Annotated in this window: 14 protein-coding genes and 2 pseudogenes; 9 read left to right on the top strand and 7 right to left on the bottom strand. The window is 64.5% G+C overall.

The window, feature by feature from the left end; all coding sequences use genetic code 11:
- The first annotated feature begins 9 nt into the window (after nucleotides 1–9).
- Nucleotides 10–1,521, top strand: coding sequence for an NADH-quinone oxidoreductase subunit C (locus tag EN852_RS22885; protein ID WP_127877409.1), 1,512 nt, complete (start codon nucleotides 10–12; stop codon nucleotides 1,519–1,521).
- Between the two features lie 4 nt (nucleotides 1,522–1,525).
- Complete coding sequence (locus tag EN852_RS22880) at nucleotides 1,526–2,065, top strand: NADH-quinone oxidoreductase subunit B family protein (RefSeq protein ID WP_127877234.1); 540 nt, start codon at nucleotides 1,526–1,528, stop codon at nucleotides 2,063–2,065.
- Nucleotides 2,066–2,092: 27 nt separating this feature from the next.
- Here EN852_RS22880 and EN852_RS22875 read toward each other — a convergent pair whose 3' ends face one another.
- The 4 genes from EN852_RS22875 to EN852_RS22860 all read right to left on the bottom strand — a co-directional run bounded on the left by EN852_RS22875 (nucleotide 2,093) and on the right by EN852_RS22860 (nucleotide 5,503).
- Nucleotides 2,093–2,989, bottom strand: a complete 897-nt coding sequence (locus EN852_RS22875) for an NAD(+)/NADH kinase (protein WP_127877232.1) — start codon at nucleotides 2,987–2,989, stop codon at nucleotides 2,093–2,095.
- A 10-nt stretch (nucleotides 2,990–2,999) separates the two neighbouring features.
- On the bottom strand, nucleotides 3,000–3,983 hold the full coding sequence (locus EN852_RS22870) for an SPFH domain-containing protein (protein WP_127877230.1): 984 nt from the start codon (nucleotides 3,981–3,983) through the stop codon (nucleotides 3,000–3,002).
- A gap of 13 nt (nucleotides 3,984–3,996) precedes the next feature.
- Nucleotides 3,997–4,728, bottom strand: coding sequence for an NUDIX domain-containing protein (locus EN852_RS22865; protein WP_127877228.1), 732 nt, complete (start codon nucleotides 4,726–4,728; stop codon nucleotides 3,997–3,999).
- 181 nt (nucleotides 4,729–4,909) lie between these two features.
- Nucleotides 4,910–5,503 carry a TetR/AcrR family transcriptional regulator gene (locus EN852_RS22860; RefSeq protein ID WP_127877226.1) on the bottom strand — a complete coding sequence of 198 codons (594 nt, stop codon included), beginning with the start codon at nucleotides 5,501–5,503 and terminating at the stop codon, nucleotides 4,910–4,912.
- Nucleotides 5,504–5,595: 92 nt separating this feature from the next.
- On the opposite strand from EN852_RS22860, the gene EN852_RS22855 reads away from it, so the two are divergent.
- The 3 genes from EN852_RS22855 to EN852_RS22845 all read left to right on the top strand — a co-directional run bounded on the left by EN852_RS22855 (nucleotide 5,596) and on the right by EN852_RS22845 (nucleotide 10,071).
- Complete coding sequence (locus tag EN852_RS22855) at nucleotides 5,596–6,510, top strand: alpha/beta hydrolase (protein ID WP_127877224.1); 915 nt, start codon at nucleotides 5,596–5,598, stop codon at nucleotides 6,508–6,510.
- Between the two features lie 274 nt (nucleotides 6,511–6,784).
- Nucleotides 6,785–8,497: an ATP-dependent Clp protease adaptor ClpS gene (locus tag EN852_RS22850; RefSeq protein WP_127877222.1), complete on the top strand. Its 1,713-nt coding sequence runs from the start codon at nucleotides 6,785–6,787 to the stop codon at nucleotides 8,495–8,497.
- A gap of 143 nt (nucleotides 8,498–8,640) precedes the next feature.
- Nucleotides 8,641–10,071: an MFS transporter gene (locus tag EN852_RS22845; RefSeq protein WP_246694353.1), complete on the top strand. Its 1,431-nt coding sequence runs from the start codon at nucleotides 8,641–8,643 to the stop codon at nucleotides 10,069–10,071.
- 39 nt (nucleotides 10,072–10,110) lie between these two features.
- Here EN852_RS22845 and EN852_RS22840 read toward each other — a convergent pair whose 3' ends face one another.
- A complete protein-coding gene (locus EN852_RS22840) occupies nucleotides 10,111–10,641 on the bottom strand; it encodes a dihydrofolate reductase family protein (protein ID WP_127877220.1) in 531 nt (176 codons plus the stop codon).
- Nucleotides 10,642–10,965: 324 nt separating this feature from the next.
- Here EN852_RS22840 and EN852_RS22835 point away from each other — a divergent pair, with 324 nt between their 5' ends.
- The 4 genes and pseudogenes from EN852_RS22835 to EN852_RS22820 all read left to right on the top strand — a co-directional run bounded on the left by EN852_RS22835 (nucleotide 10,966) and on the right by EN852_RS22820 (nucleotide 13,595).
- Nucleotides 10,966–11,382 (top strand): organic hydroperoxide resistance protein, encoded by a 417-nt coding sequence (locus EN852_RS22835; protein WP_127877218.1) that lies wholly within the window; start codon nucleotides 10,966–10,968, stop codon nucleotides 11,380–11,382.
- Nucleotides 11,383–11,438: 56 nt separating this feature from the next.
- Complete coding sequence (locus tag EN852_RS22830; RefSeq protein ID WP_127877216.1) at nucleotides 11,439–12,500, top strand: alpha/beta hydrolase; 1,062 nt, start codon at nucleotides 11,439–11,441, stop codon at nucleotides 12,498–12,500.
- A 156-nt stretch (nucleotides 12,501–12,656) separates the two neighbouring features.
- Nucleotides 12,657–12,770 (top strand): annotated as a pseudogene (locus EN852_RS42455) (cytochrome C oxidase subunit III); the annotation flags it as partial.
- Nucleotides 12,771–12,818: 48 nt separating this feature from the next.
- Nucleotides 12,819–13,595 (top strand): alpha/beta hydrolase, encoded by a 777-nt coding sequence (locus EN852_RS22820; protein WP_127877214.1) that lies wholly within the window; start codon nucleotides 12,819–12,821, stop codon nucleotides 13,593–13,595.
- Nucleotides 13,596–13,768: 173 nt separating this feature from the next.
- Here the strand turns inward: EN852_RS22820 and EN852_RS22815 are convergent.
- Together EN852_RS22815 and EN852_RS22805 are read right to left on the bottom strand one after the other, a co-directional pair.
- A pseudogene (locus EN852_RS22815) lies at nucleotides 13,769–13,918 on the bottom strand (SDR family oxidoreductase); the annotation flags it as partial.
- Between the two features lie 264 nt (nucleotides 13,919–14,182).
- Complete coding sequence (locus EN852_RS22805; RefSeq protein ID WP_127877213.1) at nucleotides 14,183–15,913, bottom strand: adenylate/guanylate cyclase domain-containing protein; 1,731 nt, start codon at nucleotides 15,911–15,913, stop codon at nucleotides 14,183–14,185.
- Nucleotides 15,914–15,974 lie beyond the last annotated feature (61 nt).

Genomic DNA, 15,974 nt, shown 5'->3' with positions numbered 1-15,974 from the left:
AGAAAAAACATGCCCGCATTCGCCGATCTCATCGAGGCCGACCGCCAGGTGGAGCATCACGCGCCCTGGCGGCGCGCCGTCGTCGCCCCGAAGGCCTGGAACCTCGCCGTCGAGCAGCTCGCCGCCGGCCGCTGGAGCCTGCTCGGCCTGTGGGGGGAGCCGGACAAAGTGCACATGGCGCTTCTCGACGAGGCGCAGACCATCGGCGTGATCAGCATGGATTGCCGCGGCGGTCGCTATCCGTCGGTCGGCCAATATCACCCCCCGGCCTTGCGGCTGGAACGCGCCGCGGCGGACCTGTTCGGGCTGGCGCCGCAAGGCCCGCCCGACAGCCGGCGCTGGCTCGACCACGGCCAATGGGGCGTCTCACATCCGCTGGCGGCGCGGCCCGGCGGGCCGGCGGCCGCGTCGTCCTACCGGTTCCTGACGGCCGAGGGCGACGGCCTCCACCAGATTCCTGTTGGGCCGGTGCATGCCGGCATCATCGAGCCGGGGCATTTCCGCTTCACGGCTGGCGGCGAAACGGTGGTGCGGCTGGAGGAGCGGCTGGGCTATGTGCACAAGGGCATCGAAGGGTTGATGCAGGGCGCATCAATCAATCAAGCCGCGAAACTCGCGGGCCGGACCTCAGGCGACAGCACCGTCGCCTATTCGCTGGCCTTCGCCCGGGCGGTAGAGGCGGCGCTCGGCGTCGCGCCGCCGCCGCGCGCGATCTGGCTGCGGGCGCTGATGGCCGAGCTGGAGCGCCTTGCCAACCACCTCGGCGACATCGGCGCCATCTGCAACGACGCCGCCTTCGCGATCATGCACGCGCATTGCGGCGTGCTGCGCGAACGGGTGCTGCGCGCCGCCGATGCGGCCTTCGGCCACCGCCTGATGCGCGACCGCATCCTGCCCGGCGGCACTGCAAGCGACCTGAACGAGGCGGGGGCGGATGCCATCCGATCGCTGGTCGCGGAGATCAGGCGGCGCTTCCCGCATCTGGTCGAGCTCTACGACAACACGGCCTCGCTGCAGGACCGCACGGTGGCGACCGGCCGGCTCAAGGGCGAGCTTGCCCGGCAATATGCCGCCGGCGGCTATGTCGGGCGCGCCTCGGGCCGCGATTTCGACGCGCGGCGCGATCTTGCCTATGCGCCCTATGACCAACTTACGTTCGATGTGCCGGTGCTGCAGGAGGGCGACGTCAACGCGCGCGTCTGGATCCGCGTGCGAGAGGTCGAGCAAAGCCTGTCGCTGGTCGAGCAGATTCTCGGGCGGCTGCCCGCCGGCCCGACCCTCGTCGAAGTCGCCGCACCGAAAGAGCCGCGCGAGGGCATGGCGGTGGTCGAGGGTTTTCGCGGCGACATCCTGGTCTGGCTGCGCATCGGCGAGGACGGCCTGATCGAGCGCTGCCACCTGCGCGACCCCTCATGGTTCCAGTGGCCACTGCTGGAAGCGGCGATCGAAGGCAACATCGTCGCCGATTTCCCGCTCTGCAACAAATCGTTCAACTGCTCCTATTCCGGCCACGACCTGTAGAACCATGCGAAAACTGCTCTTCGAAAGCCTGATCCGCCCGCCCCTGACGGAACGCCCGCCACGAGCCAGCAATGCTGCCGTCGACGAGCTGGCGCGCGCGCTCGACGGCATGGCGCGCCGGAAACTCGGCCGGAGCCTGTCGATCCGCGCGGTCGACGCCGGCTCCTGCAATGGCTGCGAGCTCGAGATGCACGCGCTCAACAACGCCTTCTACGACATCGAGCGCTTCGGCTTCCGCTTCGTCGCCTCGCCGCGCCATGCCGATGTGCTGATGGTCACCGGGCCGGTCACCAAGAACATGCGCGAGGCGCTGAAGCGGACTTTTGAGGCGACACCCAACCCGAAATGGGTGGTTGCGCTAGGCGATTGCGCCAAGGACGGCGGCTGCTTCGCGGGCAGCTATGCGGTGGTCGGCGGCGTGTCGGACGTGGTGCCGGTAGACCTGCACATCCCGGGATGCCCGCCGTCGCCGATCGAAATCCTCAAGGGATTGATCGCGCTGCTCGACGGCGCAAACGGGAGGGCTGGCGCCGTCCAGGCCTGACCACTGCAGGTAGCCGCCAACTCGGTCCTACCGATCGACGACCAGCCGCAGCACCCGCGACGCAGGCGAAAGCCGCGCCTGGCGACCCCAGTCGAAGGCGATGAAATCCTGCTCGATGCCGTCGGCGAAGATCACGCCGCCCTCGTTCATGCGCGAGGTGATGAAGAGCGGTTTTTCGGTGATCTTTCCCGCCCGCAGTTTCGTCGCGGTGGCGATGCTCGGGAAGGGCTCGCGCACCCAGAAGCCGACCGCATGTTCCTCGCGGCCGAGCGACAGCTCCAGATGCGTCGCTTCCATGATCGAGCGCGCCCAGCCGGTCGCGCCGGTGCCAGAGGCGACGATGAGGCCGCTGGAGGAGTGATCCTCCGCCTCGCCTTCCGCCTCGATGCGGTAGCGGGCCGACTGGTGGCTGCGATGGCCGACGAATATCTCGTTGAGCGCAAGCAGCGTCTCACCCCCGCCGAGCTCGGCCTGGACCATGGTGCGCGATTCCACCTGGACATCGCTGGCGCTGCTGGCGGCAAGCAGTTTTGCCAGCCTGCCGGCGCCGATGCGCACCAGCACGCCGTCATAGAGATCGGGCGCCGGATTGACGCCCAGCACCGGCTGGCCGTTGAGGTATTTGGCGACATTGGCGACCAGCCCGTCCTGCCCGACGGCGACGATGACGTCGTCGGGCGCGAACAGGAAGCGATTGAGGTCGGCGCGGCTCACCAGGGTCTGGCGCCAATCGGCCGGCACCGCGGCGCGGGCGGTGCCCAGCACGGCGTGGAAGCGGTCATGGCGGGCCTCGACGTCTTCCAGCCGCTGGCCGCGCGTCTCAAGGAAGAAGCGGGCCTGACCGCGCGTCGCGTGATGCGCGATCAGCAGCTCGTAGTCGGTCTCGCGCGTCACGAAGACCGCGCGGGGTCGGTTCGCGGCCATGGCTCGCTCCTTACCGGCCTTCGATCGCCGCCGGGCTCTTGCGGAACTCGCCAAGTACAGTGGCGAGCAGGTCGGGCGTGACGTTGACGTGCTCGATCCTGTCCAGCTTGCCGGCGAGCTGCTGGGCGGCAAGGCCGAGCAGGATCGCGGGCGGCAGGTCGCGATAGATGGCTATATGCTGCCTTTCGGCTTCCGCCTTCGCGCCCTCGATGGCGCGGATGCGCTCGGCCTCGGCGCCGGCTTCGATCTGTTGCGCTTCGGCCGCGCCAGTGGCGCGGTTGCGGGCGTTCTCGACCTCTTCGGCGATGAGCAGCTTCTCGCGCCGCGCCAGCTCGGTCTTGTTCGCAAGCTCGTTCTCGGCGATCGCGCGCTCCTTCTCGACGGCGAGCGCCCGACGCTGGAAAGTCGCCTCGTCGGCCTTCTGCTGCAGCGCCTCGAAGGTCGGGGTCTGCAGCGCACGCTCGAGCTCGCTGGTCGGCGTCAAATTGGTGAGCCTGACCGCGACGGCGGCGACACCAATGTCGGTCAGCGCGGGATCGGACGCGACCAGGGCCTGCAGCCGCTCGCGCAAGGGCGCCGGGCCGGCATCGAGCAGCGCGCGTACCGGGGCCTGGCCGAGATATTGCTGCACCGCCTGGTTGGCGATGCCGGCAATGCGGGCCTGGATTTTTTCGATCGGTTCGCCGCGCAGCTTGCCGGTCCTGAGATCGATGCTGAAATCGACGCGCTCGGCGAGCCGCGCCGGATCGACGACATGCCAGCCGATCGTGCCCTGCACGGCGACGGTCTGGAAATCCTGGCTGCGACCCTTGACGAAGAGCGTCATCTCGCGGTCGTCCATCGGCAGCTCGGCGATGCTGGCGGTCTCGGGCACGAACCAGAAGACCAGGCCGCGGCCGCTTTCGATCGCCCGGCCGTTGCGGTAGCGGATGACGTGGCTGCTTGCCTCGCTGCGAAGCTGGGCGACGAAGCCTAGACTGCGAATGGTGGCCATGGTGGTCTCTCCCTCAATCGGCCGTGGAAGGTTGGAAACGATAGAGCTCGGCCGGGCGGAAGGCGGCGCCCGATTCATAGGCGCCGGTTGCCGCCAGCCATCCTCTGTCGAGCTGTCGCCGGCGGAAGGCCGGCTTGTTGAGCGACGTGCCCAGGATCGCCTCGTGCACATCCTGCAGCTGCCGCAATGTGAAGAGCTCGGGCAGCAGCGCGAAGGCGACATCGGAATAGTCGAGCTTGCCGCGCAGCCTGAGCATCGCCATCGCCAGGATATCCGCGTGATCGAAAGCGAGCGCCAGTGTCTCGTTTTCCGGTGACAGCACGTTAACCGGCCCACCGGTCTCGCCGGACCAGGGCGCCTGGATCGCGGCCGGCAGCAGCGCCGGCTTCGCGCTGAGGGCCGCGTCGAAGGCCCGCTCGGTCAGCAATGCGAGGTAAGCGACGCTGATGATGCGCATGCGCGGATCGCGGTCCACCGCGCCGAACGTGTAGAGCTGTTCGAGATGCGCCTCGGTCATGCCGGCCTTTTCGCGCAGCACGCGCGCGGCCGCCGCATCGAGGGACTCATCGATGTCGACAAAACCGCCCGGCAGCGCCCAGCGCCCCACATGCGGGAGCTGGTCGCGCTTGATCAGCAGCACAGCCGGCCGGTTGTCGCGGATACCGAGCAGGACAAGGTCGACGGCCACCGAAGGCCGCTGGAAGGCGCTCGGGTCGTAGTTTTTGAGGAAATCGGTCTCGCTCATCACATGCACCATTGTAATATGCGTATTACATATATCCAAGATGCATATATGTCAACGGACATTTCCGCCTGTCACCGGACAGCTCGAGCGGCTGGAATGCCTCTGGGCGGGAGATGTATCCGTAGGCTGTGCATCGCGGCAGTGTTCCCATGCCGCTACGGGTTCATACAATCGCCGTCGCCTAACGAATGTTCGGCCAGCCCCGAAGGGCGATATCCGCGACCGCTCCCAATTCCTTCTTGGTCGCGCCATCAGCCGACAGTATCGCCATTCCATATATCAGCGCGGAAAGGTACCGGGCGAGATCCGCGGGCTGCGCGCTGGCCTGCAACTCGCCCTCAGCCTGCGCACGCTGCAGCCGTTCTAGAATGCCTGCCTCCCCGCGGCGACGCCGAGCGGCCAGATCACCCCTGACCGCCTGCGATATCGGGCTGACAGACAGCGCTCCTTGAACACCCAGACAACCTTGCGGATTGCGGCTGTCTCCGTGCAGCTCGACAGGCCCGGTCATCAGCAGCCTGATTGCGTCCTCAAGCGCCGTGGCTTGCTGGGCCTCGCGCCTGTAAGCGCCGGCCCGGCACTCATAGCGATCCATGACGCGCTGGAACAAGGCCTCCTTGCTGCCGAAGGCGGCGTAGAGGCTGGCGCGGGTGATACCGAGCGCTTCAGTGAGGTCGGCAATTGAAGTCCCCTCGTAGCCATGGCGCCAGAAGAGCTGCACCGCACGGTCGAGCGCCTGGTCGATGTCGAACTCGCGTGGTCTTCCCGCTCCCATGTCAGCCTCCTACTCAGCATAATAGTGCTTGCTTAATGTAGAACGATCATTCTACATTTCATCATCCGTAGTTGGAAATGGTGGAGGGAAAGATGCTCGGCAAGGCGTTGGCGCTCTCGTTGTTCCTGGCGATAACAGCGCCGATGACTGCTCGCGCGGAAGGCGGCACCTTTCCGGGTTTCCACACTGAAATGGTGGCCGCGAACGGGGCCAAAATCTATGCGCGCATCGGCGGATCGGGGCCGGCCGTGGTGCTGATACACGGATTTGGCGACACCGGCGACATGTGGAAGCCGCTGGCTCTCGACCTTTCCAAGGATCATACCGTCATCGTTCCCGATCTGCGCGGCATGGGGCTTTCGTCGATCCCGGAGAGCGGCTACGAAAAATGGAACCAGGCCGCCGACATCCGGGCCGTGCTCGATCATCTGGGCATCGGCAACGCCGATATCATCGGACACGACATCGGCACGATGGTCGCCTACGCCTATGCGGCCCGCTATCCTGAAAAGACGGACAAGCTTGTCGTCATGGACGCGCCGGTGCCGGGCATTCCGCCCTGGAACGATATCGTGCGGGATCCGAGGCTGTGGCATTTCGACTTAGGCGGCCCCGACATGGAGCGCTTGGTGCGCGGCCGCGAACGCATCTATCTCGACAGGTTCTGGAACGACTTCGCGGGCACGCCGGCGAAAATCGACGAGGCGACCCGCCGGCACTACGCGAAACTCTATGCAAGGCCCGGCGCCATGCACGCCGCCTTCGCCCAGTTCCGGTCGATCCGTAAGGACGCCGTCGACAACCAGGCCACCCTGGCCAGGAAATTGCCGATGCCGGTGCTCGCCATCGGCGGCGCGAAATCCTTTGGCGAGACGGAGGCGGTCGTGATGCGCAACGCCGCCACCAATGTGACCGAAGTCGTCATCCCCGAGTCCGGGCACTGGCTGATGGAAGAGGCTCCCGGACCGACAATCAGCGCCGTGCAGGAATTTTTGAAGCACAACTGATCCGGCGGCCTGTCGAGGAACCCGATGGGCTTCACCAGGACCAACCTTGTTCCGATGTGGAAGATGGCCGCGATGACGTTATTCGCTTTTGGCCGTCGAGAAAGCGATGCCTAAAAGAAGCCCGCGTGGTTTCGTAGTCCTCCGTGTGCAGATCCACCATTGAGGCGGCCGTTCGAACAATTTCGAGGCTTTCGGCCGGCGATCTGTTAACAAATCATGCGATATGGCACAGATATTGCCGGCCCAAAGCAGTCTGGGAAAGTGAGCTGTTACAATGCGCCACACACCCGACGAGGCATTACAACTCGTCATTCACAATGACGACCAGACGCCGTGGGCGTTTGTGGTCGATCTCATACGCTCGGTGTTCAGCCGATCGGAGGCGGAGGCCGAAGCCTTGACCGCGACGGTATCGCAACAGGGAAAGGCCGTGTGCGGCAGCTATCCATCCGCTGTCGCGAAGGCGATGCTGGAGAAGGCTGAGCAGCGCATCAAGGCGGCCGGTCATCCGCTTCGCATCACCGCGGCTCCGGGCGAAACCGATGCCGTAGCCGCCACCGGCCAGCCGACACGGGTTTCGCTTCGCGTCACCGCGACTTCCGACGGAGCCGCGCCCGCCATCGGCTATCCGACACAGGATTCACGCGACAGGAAGTTCAAATACGCTCACGAGGCAATCGCCTGGCATTTTTCAGGGCTGGCGCATGACGAGATCATCGCGACCTCGCGGCAGTTTCCCGGCCATATGCGCGCCGACGTGCAGGTGGCGCTCGACAAATTGTTCTCGGCCTCGCCCATTCGCTTCTTCGGCCTATACGAGCAGCATCGTTATGAGACGCTGGCCTATGCCGCGTTGACAAAGGACGGACAATACGCCGTCACCATCTCGGCGGCGCAATTCCAGGAGGTCGACATCGGCGAAAGCGAGCCGGTCAAGTGCCTCAACAACGGCTTATGGCTCAACCGCGACGGCGACCTGCACTATGCGGTGGTGCTGTCCTTTCACCGCGAATATGGCCGCGAAGCCGGAACCTGCGTCGAGATCGCCGTGCCGGCCGGCGAGGCCGGCGTGGCGCTGGTGGACCGCTGCTTTGCGCAGTTGGAAGCTGCCATCAACGCCGCACGCTCCTATCGTGGCAAGGTCCTCTCGCTCGAAACGGAAGGCGACTATCAGGGCCGCTCCAAAGGCGTGATGGTGCATCGGCTGCCGCAGGTTCAGCGCGACGCGGTCATCCTGCCGGAACAGACTTTGAGGCTTCTCGACCGCAACGTGATCCGGTTCATCGAAAGCCGGGAGGCGCTGCGGCGGCTTGGGCAATCCACCCGCAAGGGCATCCTACTCTACGGCCCTCCGGGCACCGGGAAGACGCACACTATCCGCTACCTCGCCGCCAATCTTCCCGGCCACACGACCCTGATCATAACGGCGGGACAGATGGGTCTTCTGTCGCAATACATGACCCTGGCGCGCCTGCTGCAGCCGACCACGGTGGTGATCGAGGACGTGGATCTCATCGCCCGCGACCGCGAGACCATGGGCAGTCCATGTGAAGAATCCCTGCTCAACACGCTGCTCAACGAGATGGACGGATTGAAGGACAATGCCGACATCCTGTTCGTGCTGACCACCAATCGGCCCGAGCAGCTGGAAGGGGCGCTCACAGGGCGCCCGGGACGCATCGACCAGGCTATCGAGGTGCCGCTGCCGGATGACACCTGCCGGGAAAAGCTGGTACGCCTCTATGGCGGCGGGCTGAAACTTTCCGACGGGATCGTGAGCGAGGCGGTGGCGCGCACGAAAGGCGTCAGCGCGGCTTTCATCAAAGAACTGATGCGCCGCGCCGCGCAGGCCAGCATCATGCAGGGCGACGGAGAAGCCGTGACCTCCCAGGATCTCGCCGAGGCGCTGGACGACATGCTGTTCACCGGCGGCCGGCTCAATGTCAGGCTGCTTGGCGGAGCAACCGAGGAGATTTCCGGCTACTGAGTCGGTGTCGAATTGTGAGCGGGTAACGTCGACCGTCCGTTGCCCGGCATGATGACGTGGCGATTGCAGAGCGAGGCGCGGCGCCCCCGGGGGCGACGAGCTCGGCAATCGCATTTCGGTCCGAGCCGAGCCATGCTAGGATTTTGACGACAGGTCCGGACCGCAGACCCGAGAAGCTCGATGCGCAAGCAGGTAGCAGGCCGGCCGTAGCGGCCGCCGGCAGATCCGGTGGGGCAAAAGATGGCAGGGGGCAGTTCGGCCATACCGCCAAGGCTGGAGCTGGCCTGCACGCAGCGCCGGAACGCCGGCCGTCGCGGGCCGGGCGAAAGCAGGCCTTTCCGCACGATCCGACCGATGCGCCGGCCGGCACTCCCGGCGCACCGGACCCGATCGTGTTGCGCAGCCGCTGGACCATCCTTTCCGTTCTCTTCGTCGCCCGCGCCGCGATGGCGGTGCAATTCCAGAGCGTTGCGGCCATTGCGCCGGAACTGGGCAAGGCGCTCGATGCGAACCTCGCCGACATCGGTGTGCTCATCGGCCTGTATTTCGCCCCAGGCGTCGCGCTGGCACTTCCCGGCGGCGCGATCGGCAGGCCCTTCGGCGACAAGGCAAGCGTGCTCGCCGGCCTGGTGATGATGCTGGCCGGCGAGATGCTGCTTTTCGCCTCGGCCTCATGGAGCGTGCAGATCGCGGGACGGCTGATCTCCGGGGTCGGAGGCGTGTTGCTGAACGTGCTGATGACCAAGATGGTCGTCGACTGGTTCGCGGGACGGCGGATTGCCACGGCCATGGCGATCTTCATCAATTCATGGCCGCTGGGCATCGCCCTCACACTCGCCGGGCTGCCGCTGATACAGGCGCAATTCGGCATAGCGGGGACGCAGATCGCGGTGATGGCGCTCATCGTCGCGGCGCTTGCGCTGGTGGGGTTCCTGTACCAGCCACCCGGACCCGCCGCCGCTCCGGCTTCAGCGGAAGGCTCGCGGCTTGCGAAGCCGGCCGTCTGGGCCGTGCTGCTGGCGGGCCTGATCTGGGCCTTCTACAATGTCGGCTTCGCGATGATCTTCAGTTTCGCGCCGTCGATGCTGGTCGAGCGCGGCTGGTCGACGGCCGCCGCCGGCTCGGCCGTCAGCATCGTGCTGTGGCTCGCGGCGCTTTCAGTTCCCCTCGGAGGCTACCTCGCGGACCAGACCAGGAGCCGCAACGCCATGCTGGCGACAAGCTGTCTCGCTTTCGCGGCCTTGGTCCTCTTGCTGTGGCGCGGTTCAGCGGTGCTGCCCACCTTGGTTGTGCTTGGCCTGGTCTGTGGGCTGCCGGCCGGAGCGATCATGAGCCTGCCGGCGCGGGCGCTGGCGCCGGCGACACGAGCGCCGGGAATGGGCCTTTTCTATACGGTCTACTACGCCACGATGCTGATCGCGCCTTGGCTCGGCGGCAAGCTTGCGCTCTGGACGGGCAGCGCCGGCGCGGCCCTCGGCATCGGCTCGGCGGCTCTTGTGGCCTGCCCGGTCCTTTTGTGGGGGTTCGAACGCCGGCTGCTCGTGCAAGCCCGAACGGCACCGCAGGCGGGCTGAGTTTTTTCGACGAACCTCGCCGCGCCCGACATGGCGTGATCACGCAGGAATATAGGCCAGCCTCATCACATTCTGGTCGATCCGATCACTGGCGATAAGCCGGAGCCGCGGCCGGGACCCGGCGAAATAAGGCTTGCCGCGGCCAAGCACGACCGGATGCAGGTAGATCCGATATTCGTCGATCAAGCCGAGGTCCGTGAGGCTTCGCGCCAGATCCGGGCCGGCAACGGCGATCTCGCCGTCGCGCTCGGCCTTCAGCTTGCGCATCGCGCCCTCAAGGTCATTTCCGACCAGGCTGGCATTGGGGCCGACCGATTGCAACGTGCGCGAGACGACCCATTTCGGCTGGTTCCGCCATGCCACCGCGAATGCCTGTCTATCGGCATCCCATTCCGGACGATCGTCGTCCCAGTAACGCATGATCTCATACATGCGGCGGCCGTAGACGCTGCCTGCCTTCCGCTGCACATCTTCGATGAAATGGCGGAAGAGCGTGGGGCTTGGCCCAAACTCCGTATGATCGACGTAGCCGTCCAGCGACTGGTTCATTCCAAACACGAGCCTGGCCATCGCCTGTTCCTCGCATGGCATTCGCACGATCTGATTGCGTTGTGCGATCGGTTCAGGTTAGGCCGACTGGTTTTGTTTTGCAATTGGTTTTTGGCGCGTGCATGAACGCAGCACGGGGGCGCGGGCCAGGTCCGCCCGCCCACCTATCGAGTTCCCCTGCACGAAATTCAGGCGACCACTGCCGGGCCCGGCGTAACGATAACTCTGCTTCAGGACTTGCTCCTGCTGGTGAGCACTAACACCTCCTCATAACCCATAACGGGCCAGCCGGGCGACGTCTCTCTATGTGTCGAAGCAGCCAAGCTGCCAGCAAGGAACAATGACATGACCGCACAGGCAAAACGGCTCTACACCGGCAAAGTCCGCACTACCGGTGGTCGGGATGGGGCGTCCCGCAGCTCCGACGGGAGGCTGGATATCCGGCTATCGACACTCGGAGGTCCCGGCAGCGGCACCAATCCCGAGCAGCTGCTTGCGGCCGGCTGGTCGGCCTGCTTCGAGGGAGCGATGGCGATCGCCGCCCGCAAGATGAACGTCGTGCTGCCTGCCGGCACAGCAATCGACGCTGAGGTGGATCTGAACGTTGATGAAGGTGCATACTTCCTCAACGCGCGCCTCAATGTAAGCCTGCCGGGTCTCGACCCCAACGTCGCGCGAGCGGTCGTCGACGCGGCCCATCAGACCTGTCCCTATTCGAAGGCCACACGCGGCAACATCGAGGTCGAAATCAGCCTGATCTAGCCCGGTCCCGACTGTCGGTCGGACCTGACCAAACCTCACAGCAAGGCGGTGCACCCATGAATGCATTCAGAACTCCGGAAGACATCGACCATTCCCGCCGGCGCCTGTTCGGCATCGCCGCCGCGACCTTGGCGGCTGCGCAACTCGGCGCGATCAGTGGTGCGAGTGCAGAAGGCGGCGATCCGAAAACCACCGCCCAAGGCTCCATAAAGCCGCGGACTTCATTTGCATCGCTGAAGCAAATCGACGCGGGCCTGCTGAACGTTGGATATGCCGAGGACGGCCCTTCGGACGGGCCTCCAGTCATCCTTCTGCGTGGCTGGCCCTATGACATCTACAGCTATGTCGACGTCGTACCGCTGCTTGCGGATGCAGGTTACCGCGTGATCGTGCCCTATCTGCGCGGGTACGGGACGACGCGCTTCCTGTCGGACGCCACTGTCCGAAACGGCCAGCAGGCGGCGGTCGCCGTCGACATCATCGCCTTGATGGATGCCCTCGGGATTCAGAAGGCGGTCGTCGCGGGCTACGATTGGGGGGCGCGGACCGCAAATATCGTTGCCGCGCTCTGGCCGGAGCGCTGCAAGGCCATGGTGTCTGTCAGTGGATATCTGATCGGCAGCCAGGGCGCCAACGTGGCGCCGCTGCCGCCGCAGGCCGAGCTCCAATGGTGGTATCAGTTCTATTTTGCCACCGAGCGCGGCCGTGCGGGCTATGCGAAAAACACGGACGACTTCGCCAAGCTGATCTGGCGGCTCGCGTCGCCGCAATGGAAGTTCGACGACGCCACTTTCGCGCGCAGTGCGGCAGCCTTCGCCAATCCGGACCATGTCGACGTCGTCATCCACAATTACCGTTGGCGTCTCGGCCTCGCCGCAGGCGAACCCAAATATGACGAGATGGAGAAGAAGCTCGCCACCTTTCCGATGATCGGCGTTCCCACGATCACAATGGAAGGCGATGCCAACGGTGCGCCGCATCCAGCCCCCGGCGCCTACGCCAAGAAGTTTTCCGGCAAATACGAGCACCGGCTGATCACGGGCGGCATTGGCCACAACCTGCCGCAGGAAGCCCCCCAGGCTTTCGCTCAGGCAGTCATCGACGTCGACCGGCTCTGAGCGCTCGGCAGAAGGAAGATTGCGATGAGACGCTTTGGTATCGTCTTGGCCGGACTGGCAACGTTATTGGCTGCAGGGGCGTGCGCTATGCGTGAAGCCGGCGCGGGTTCGGACACGACCAATGCCTCCCCGATCTATGGCGTGACGATCCCCGCGGGCAGGTTCGTCGACGGCAAGCCGGTCGATGAAGCTCAGCACCAGACCTGCTTCGCCTGCCATGAGGCGCGTGTGCAGGGTCACGATTATGTCTTCACGCGGCTTGCGCCATAGTTCAATCATGAACACGTTCAGACGAAGACACTCACGAAGGACATTCAGATGAAAATACTGCTTGCAGCCTTGGCGATCGCCAGCGCCTTTTTCGGCAATGCATACGCGCAGGCCAACAAACCCACCATCGTCCTGGTTCATGGCGCGTTCGCGGATTCGTCGAGCTGGAACGGCGTCGTCAAAATCCTGGAGAAGGATGGCTATCCGGTCGTGGCTGTCGCCAATCCGTTGCGTGGCGTCAAAAATGACGCCGGCTACGTCGCCGACATCCTTGGCTCCATCAAATCGCCTGTCGTCCTCGTTGGGCATTCCTACGGCGGCTCGGTCATCAGCGAGGCGGCCGACGGCCATGCGACCGTCAAGGCGCTGGTCTATGTCGCGGCCTTCGCGCCGGATGCGGGCGAAACAGCCGCGCAGCTCGCCGGCAAATTCCCCGGCAGCTCGCTCGGTCCGACCCTCGCGCCGCCGGTCACCCTGTCAAGCGGTGGGAAGGACCTCTACATTCAGCAGGACAAGTTCCACGAGCAGTTCGCCGCCGACGTCCCCAAGGCCGAAGCCAGGCTTATGGCCGCGGCGCAGAGGCCCATCGAGGAAGCCGCGCTGAACGAAGTCCAAACTGGAGCGGCGTGGAAGAAGGTGCCGAGTTGGTTCATCTACGGAGACGGCGACAAGAACATACCAGCCGAGGCCTTGGCATTCATGGCTGCCCGGGCCCACTCACAGGGTACCGTGGTGATCAAGGGCGCCTCGCATGTGGTGATGGTGTCGCACCCTGGGCCGGTGGCGCGGCTGATCGAGAAGGCCGCTGCGAAGGCATCACAGTGAAAGCGGTCGCAATGACCGCGCAAGGCAGACCGTGATTGAACCTTGCCGAGTTGCCCGGGCCTGGTGGCCCGGGCGAGGTGCTTGTCGAGGCCGCTGATGCAGATGCCAATTTCATGGGTACGGGCGTGCGGCGCGGACCTGTTTGGCCCCGACATCCCGCGCAGGAGGGGCGGCTAGATCCGAGCGCCGCCTGTGGCGTCGATGGACTGCCCCGTCGTCCACCGCGCGTCGTTCGACGCGACGAAGGTGATGACGTCGGCCACGTCGGCAGGCTGGCCGACACGTGAAAACACCGACAATGCTTCCGCGCCCGCACGCGCATCTGAACCGTTCGAGGTGGCAGCGATCAGGCACCGCCTTGCTTTCTTCAGCGACCCGTTCGGCAACCTGATCGAGCTGGCGGAAGTCCTTCCCTGATCCTCCCCCCACCATCGCTGGCCGCGCCCACTGGCGCGGCCCGCAAGCAGAAGGAACGCAGGTCTCCGGCACGTCGAGATTTGGATTGTGCTACAATTGGCGCGCTGGACAGGATGAAACTGGCCGCCGCTATGTCGTTGTTGCTCTATTGATTTCTAATCACTTCTCTTTCAGTCCGGGAGGCCCGCTTTGCGATATCCGTCGATGAAATGGTCGCGCGTGGCCTGATCTCGAAAGGGCTGCGAAGCGGCCCATTGGCTGATCGTGAAATGCGGATTGCTCGCCATGAACAGCCCGCCTTCCTGGCGGGCTTCACTCGTCCGTCCCAGTTGTGCAAGGCTTGCTGCAAGCACGCGCCGGGAAATCGTTCGGTACGTGGCCTCATTGCGTAAAGTAACGACTGCCGACTCATATCGGCGGGCGGCGTATTGTGCGAATCCCAAATCCCAATAGTACCACCCGGGCGGGTGTGGGTTCAGGCGAAGTGCCTTTTCGACCTGTTCAATCGCGGTGGCCGGCTTACCGCTCAACACCGAAAAGTCTGAGAGGTCCGCCCATGCATCGGCATAATTCGGGTCAATCTTGAGCGCGGTCGCGAACTCCGCATCCGACTCGGGCCAGCGCCTTTCATATGCCAGCAAGTGGCCAAGGACGAAGCGGCAGCCGGCGTCGTTTGGATCGAGCTTCACGGCTTTTTCTGCCATGGCAACAGCCACAAGCCGGTTGGGCACTTCCGGCTCGCCCCACTGCGCCCAAGCTTGCCAGAGGTGGAAGGCCAGGAGCCGATGCGCCTCCGCATAGTCGGGGTCGAGCGCGATCGCCCGTTGCAACAAAAGACGCGATTCGCGCGACGCCTTCGGTGAAATCCCGATCAGCGCCCGTCCACGCACGCAAAGATCATAGGCTTCCATGCTGTTTGGCCGGTTGCGCGGCGGCTGGGTCACCAAGCGGCCGACTAGAGCCTCGACGATCTTGGCGGTTACCTCGTCCTGCACGGCAAAAATATCTTCAAGATCACGGTCAAAGCGGTCCGCCCATAGATGAGCTCCGCTGACGGCATCGATCAACTGAACGTTGATGCGCACACGACCGGCGGCACGGCGGGCGCTGCCTTCCAGCAAATAGCGAACACCAAGATCACGGGCGATCAGCCGGATATCGATGGACTTTCCCTTGTAGGCAAAGGTCGAATGGCGGGCGATCACGAACAGGCTGGCGTTCCGCGACAGATCAGTGATGAGGTCTTCAGTCAACCCGTCTGTGAACACGTCCTGTTCGGCGTCGCCGCTCATGTTGTTGAAAGGCAGTACCGCGATCGATGGTTCTGACGGTAGGGGTAGCGGCCCGGTCTCGCCTTTCCGGTCTGCGATCGCCAAATTTCGCACCCGGTAGACGCGCATGGGCTCAGTGATATTCTTCAATGACTTCAGCCCGAGATCGTCGAAACCGGTATCTAGCTTCCGCTTGACCTGATCGTAGACGCTGCCCGAAACGCAGATGTCGCCAGGTTCGCCCAACGCCTCCAGCCGAGCGGCAACGTTGACGCCGTCGCCGTAGAGGTCGCTACCGTCCACGATGATATCGCCGAGATTGATGCCGATGCGCAGGATTACACGCTTGGAGTCCGGCAAACTGTCGTTAGCGTCGGCCGTGCTGCATTGGAGATCGATTGCGCATTGGACGGCATCGACCGCGCTGGCGAACTCGACCAAAACGCCGTCACCCATGACCTTGACCAAGCGGCCTCGATATCGCGTGATCAGGGGAACCAGAATATCGCGCCGTCGGGCCTTGAGGACCGTGAGGGTTCCTTGCTCGTCCGCTTCCATGAGACGGCTGTAGCCGACCACGTCTGCGGCCAAAATGGCGGCAAGACGACGCTGGACGCGTTCTTCGGCCATTGAGGTGGGTCCCTCAAAAAATTCACTACCACGAATGGTATTGAGACCATCCGGAGATGTC

It is taken from the genome of Mesorhizobium sp. M2E.F.Ca.ET.209.01.1.1 (genome assembly GCF_004010375.2).
In the GTDB taxonomy this organism is placed as follows: domain Bacteria; phylum Pseudomonadota; class Alphaproteobacteria; order Rhizobiales; family Rhizobiaceae; genus Mesorhizobium.
The sequence above is the reverse complement of the archived record's forward strand: the minus strand, read 5'-3'. Positions and strand labels throughout refer to the sequence as shown.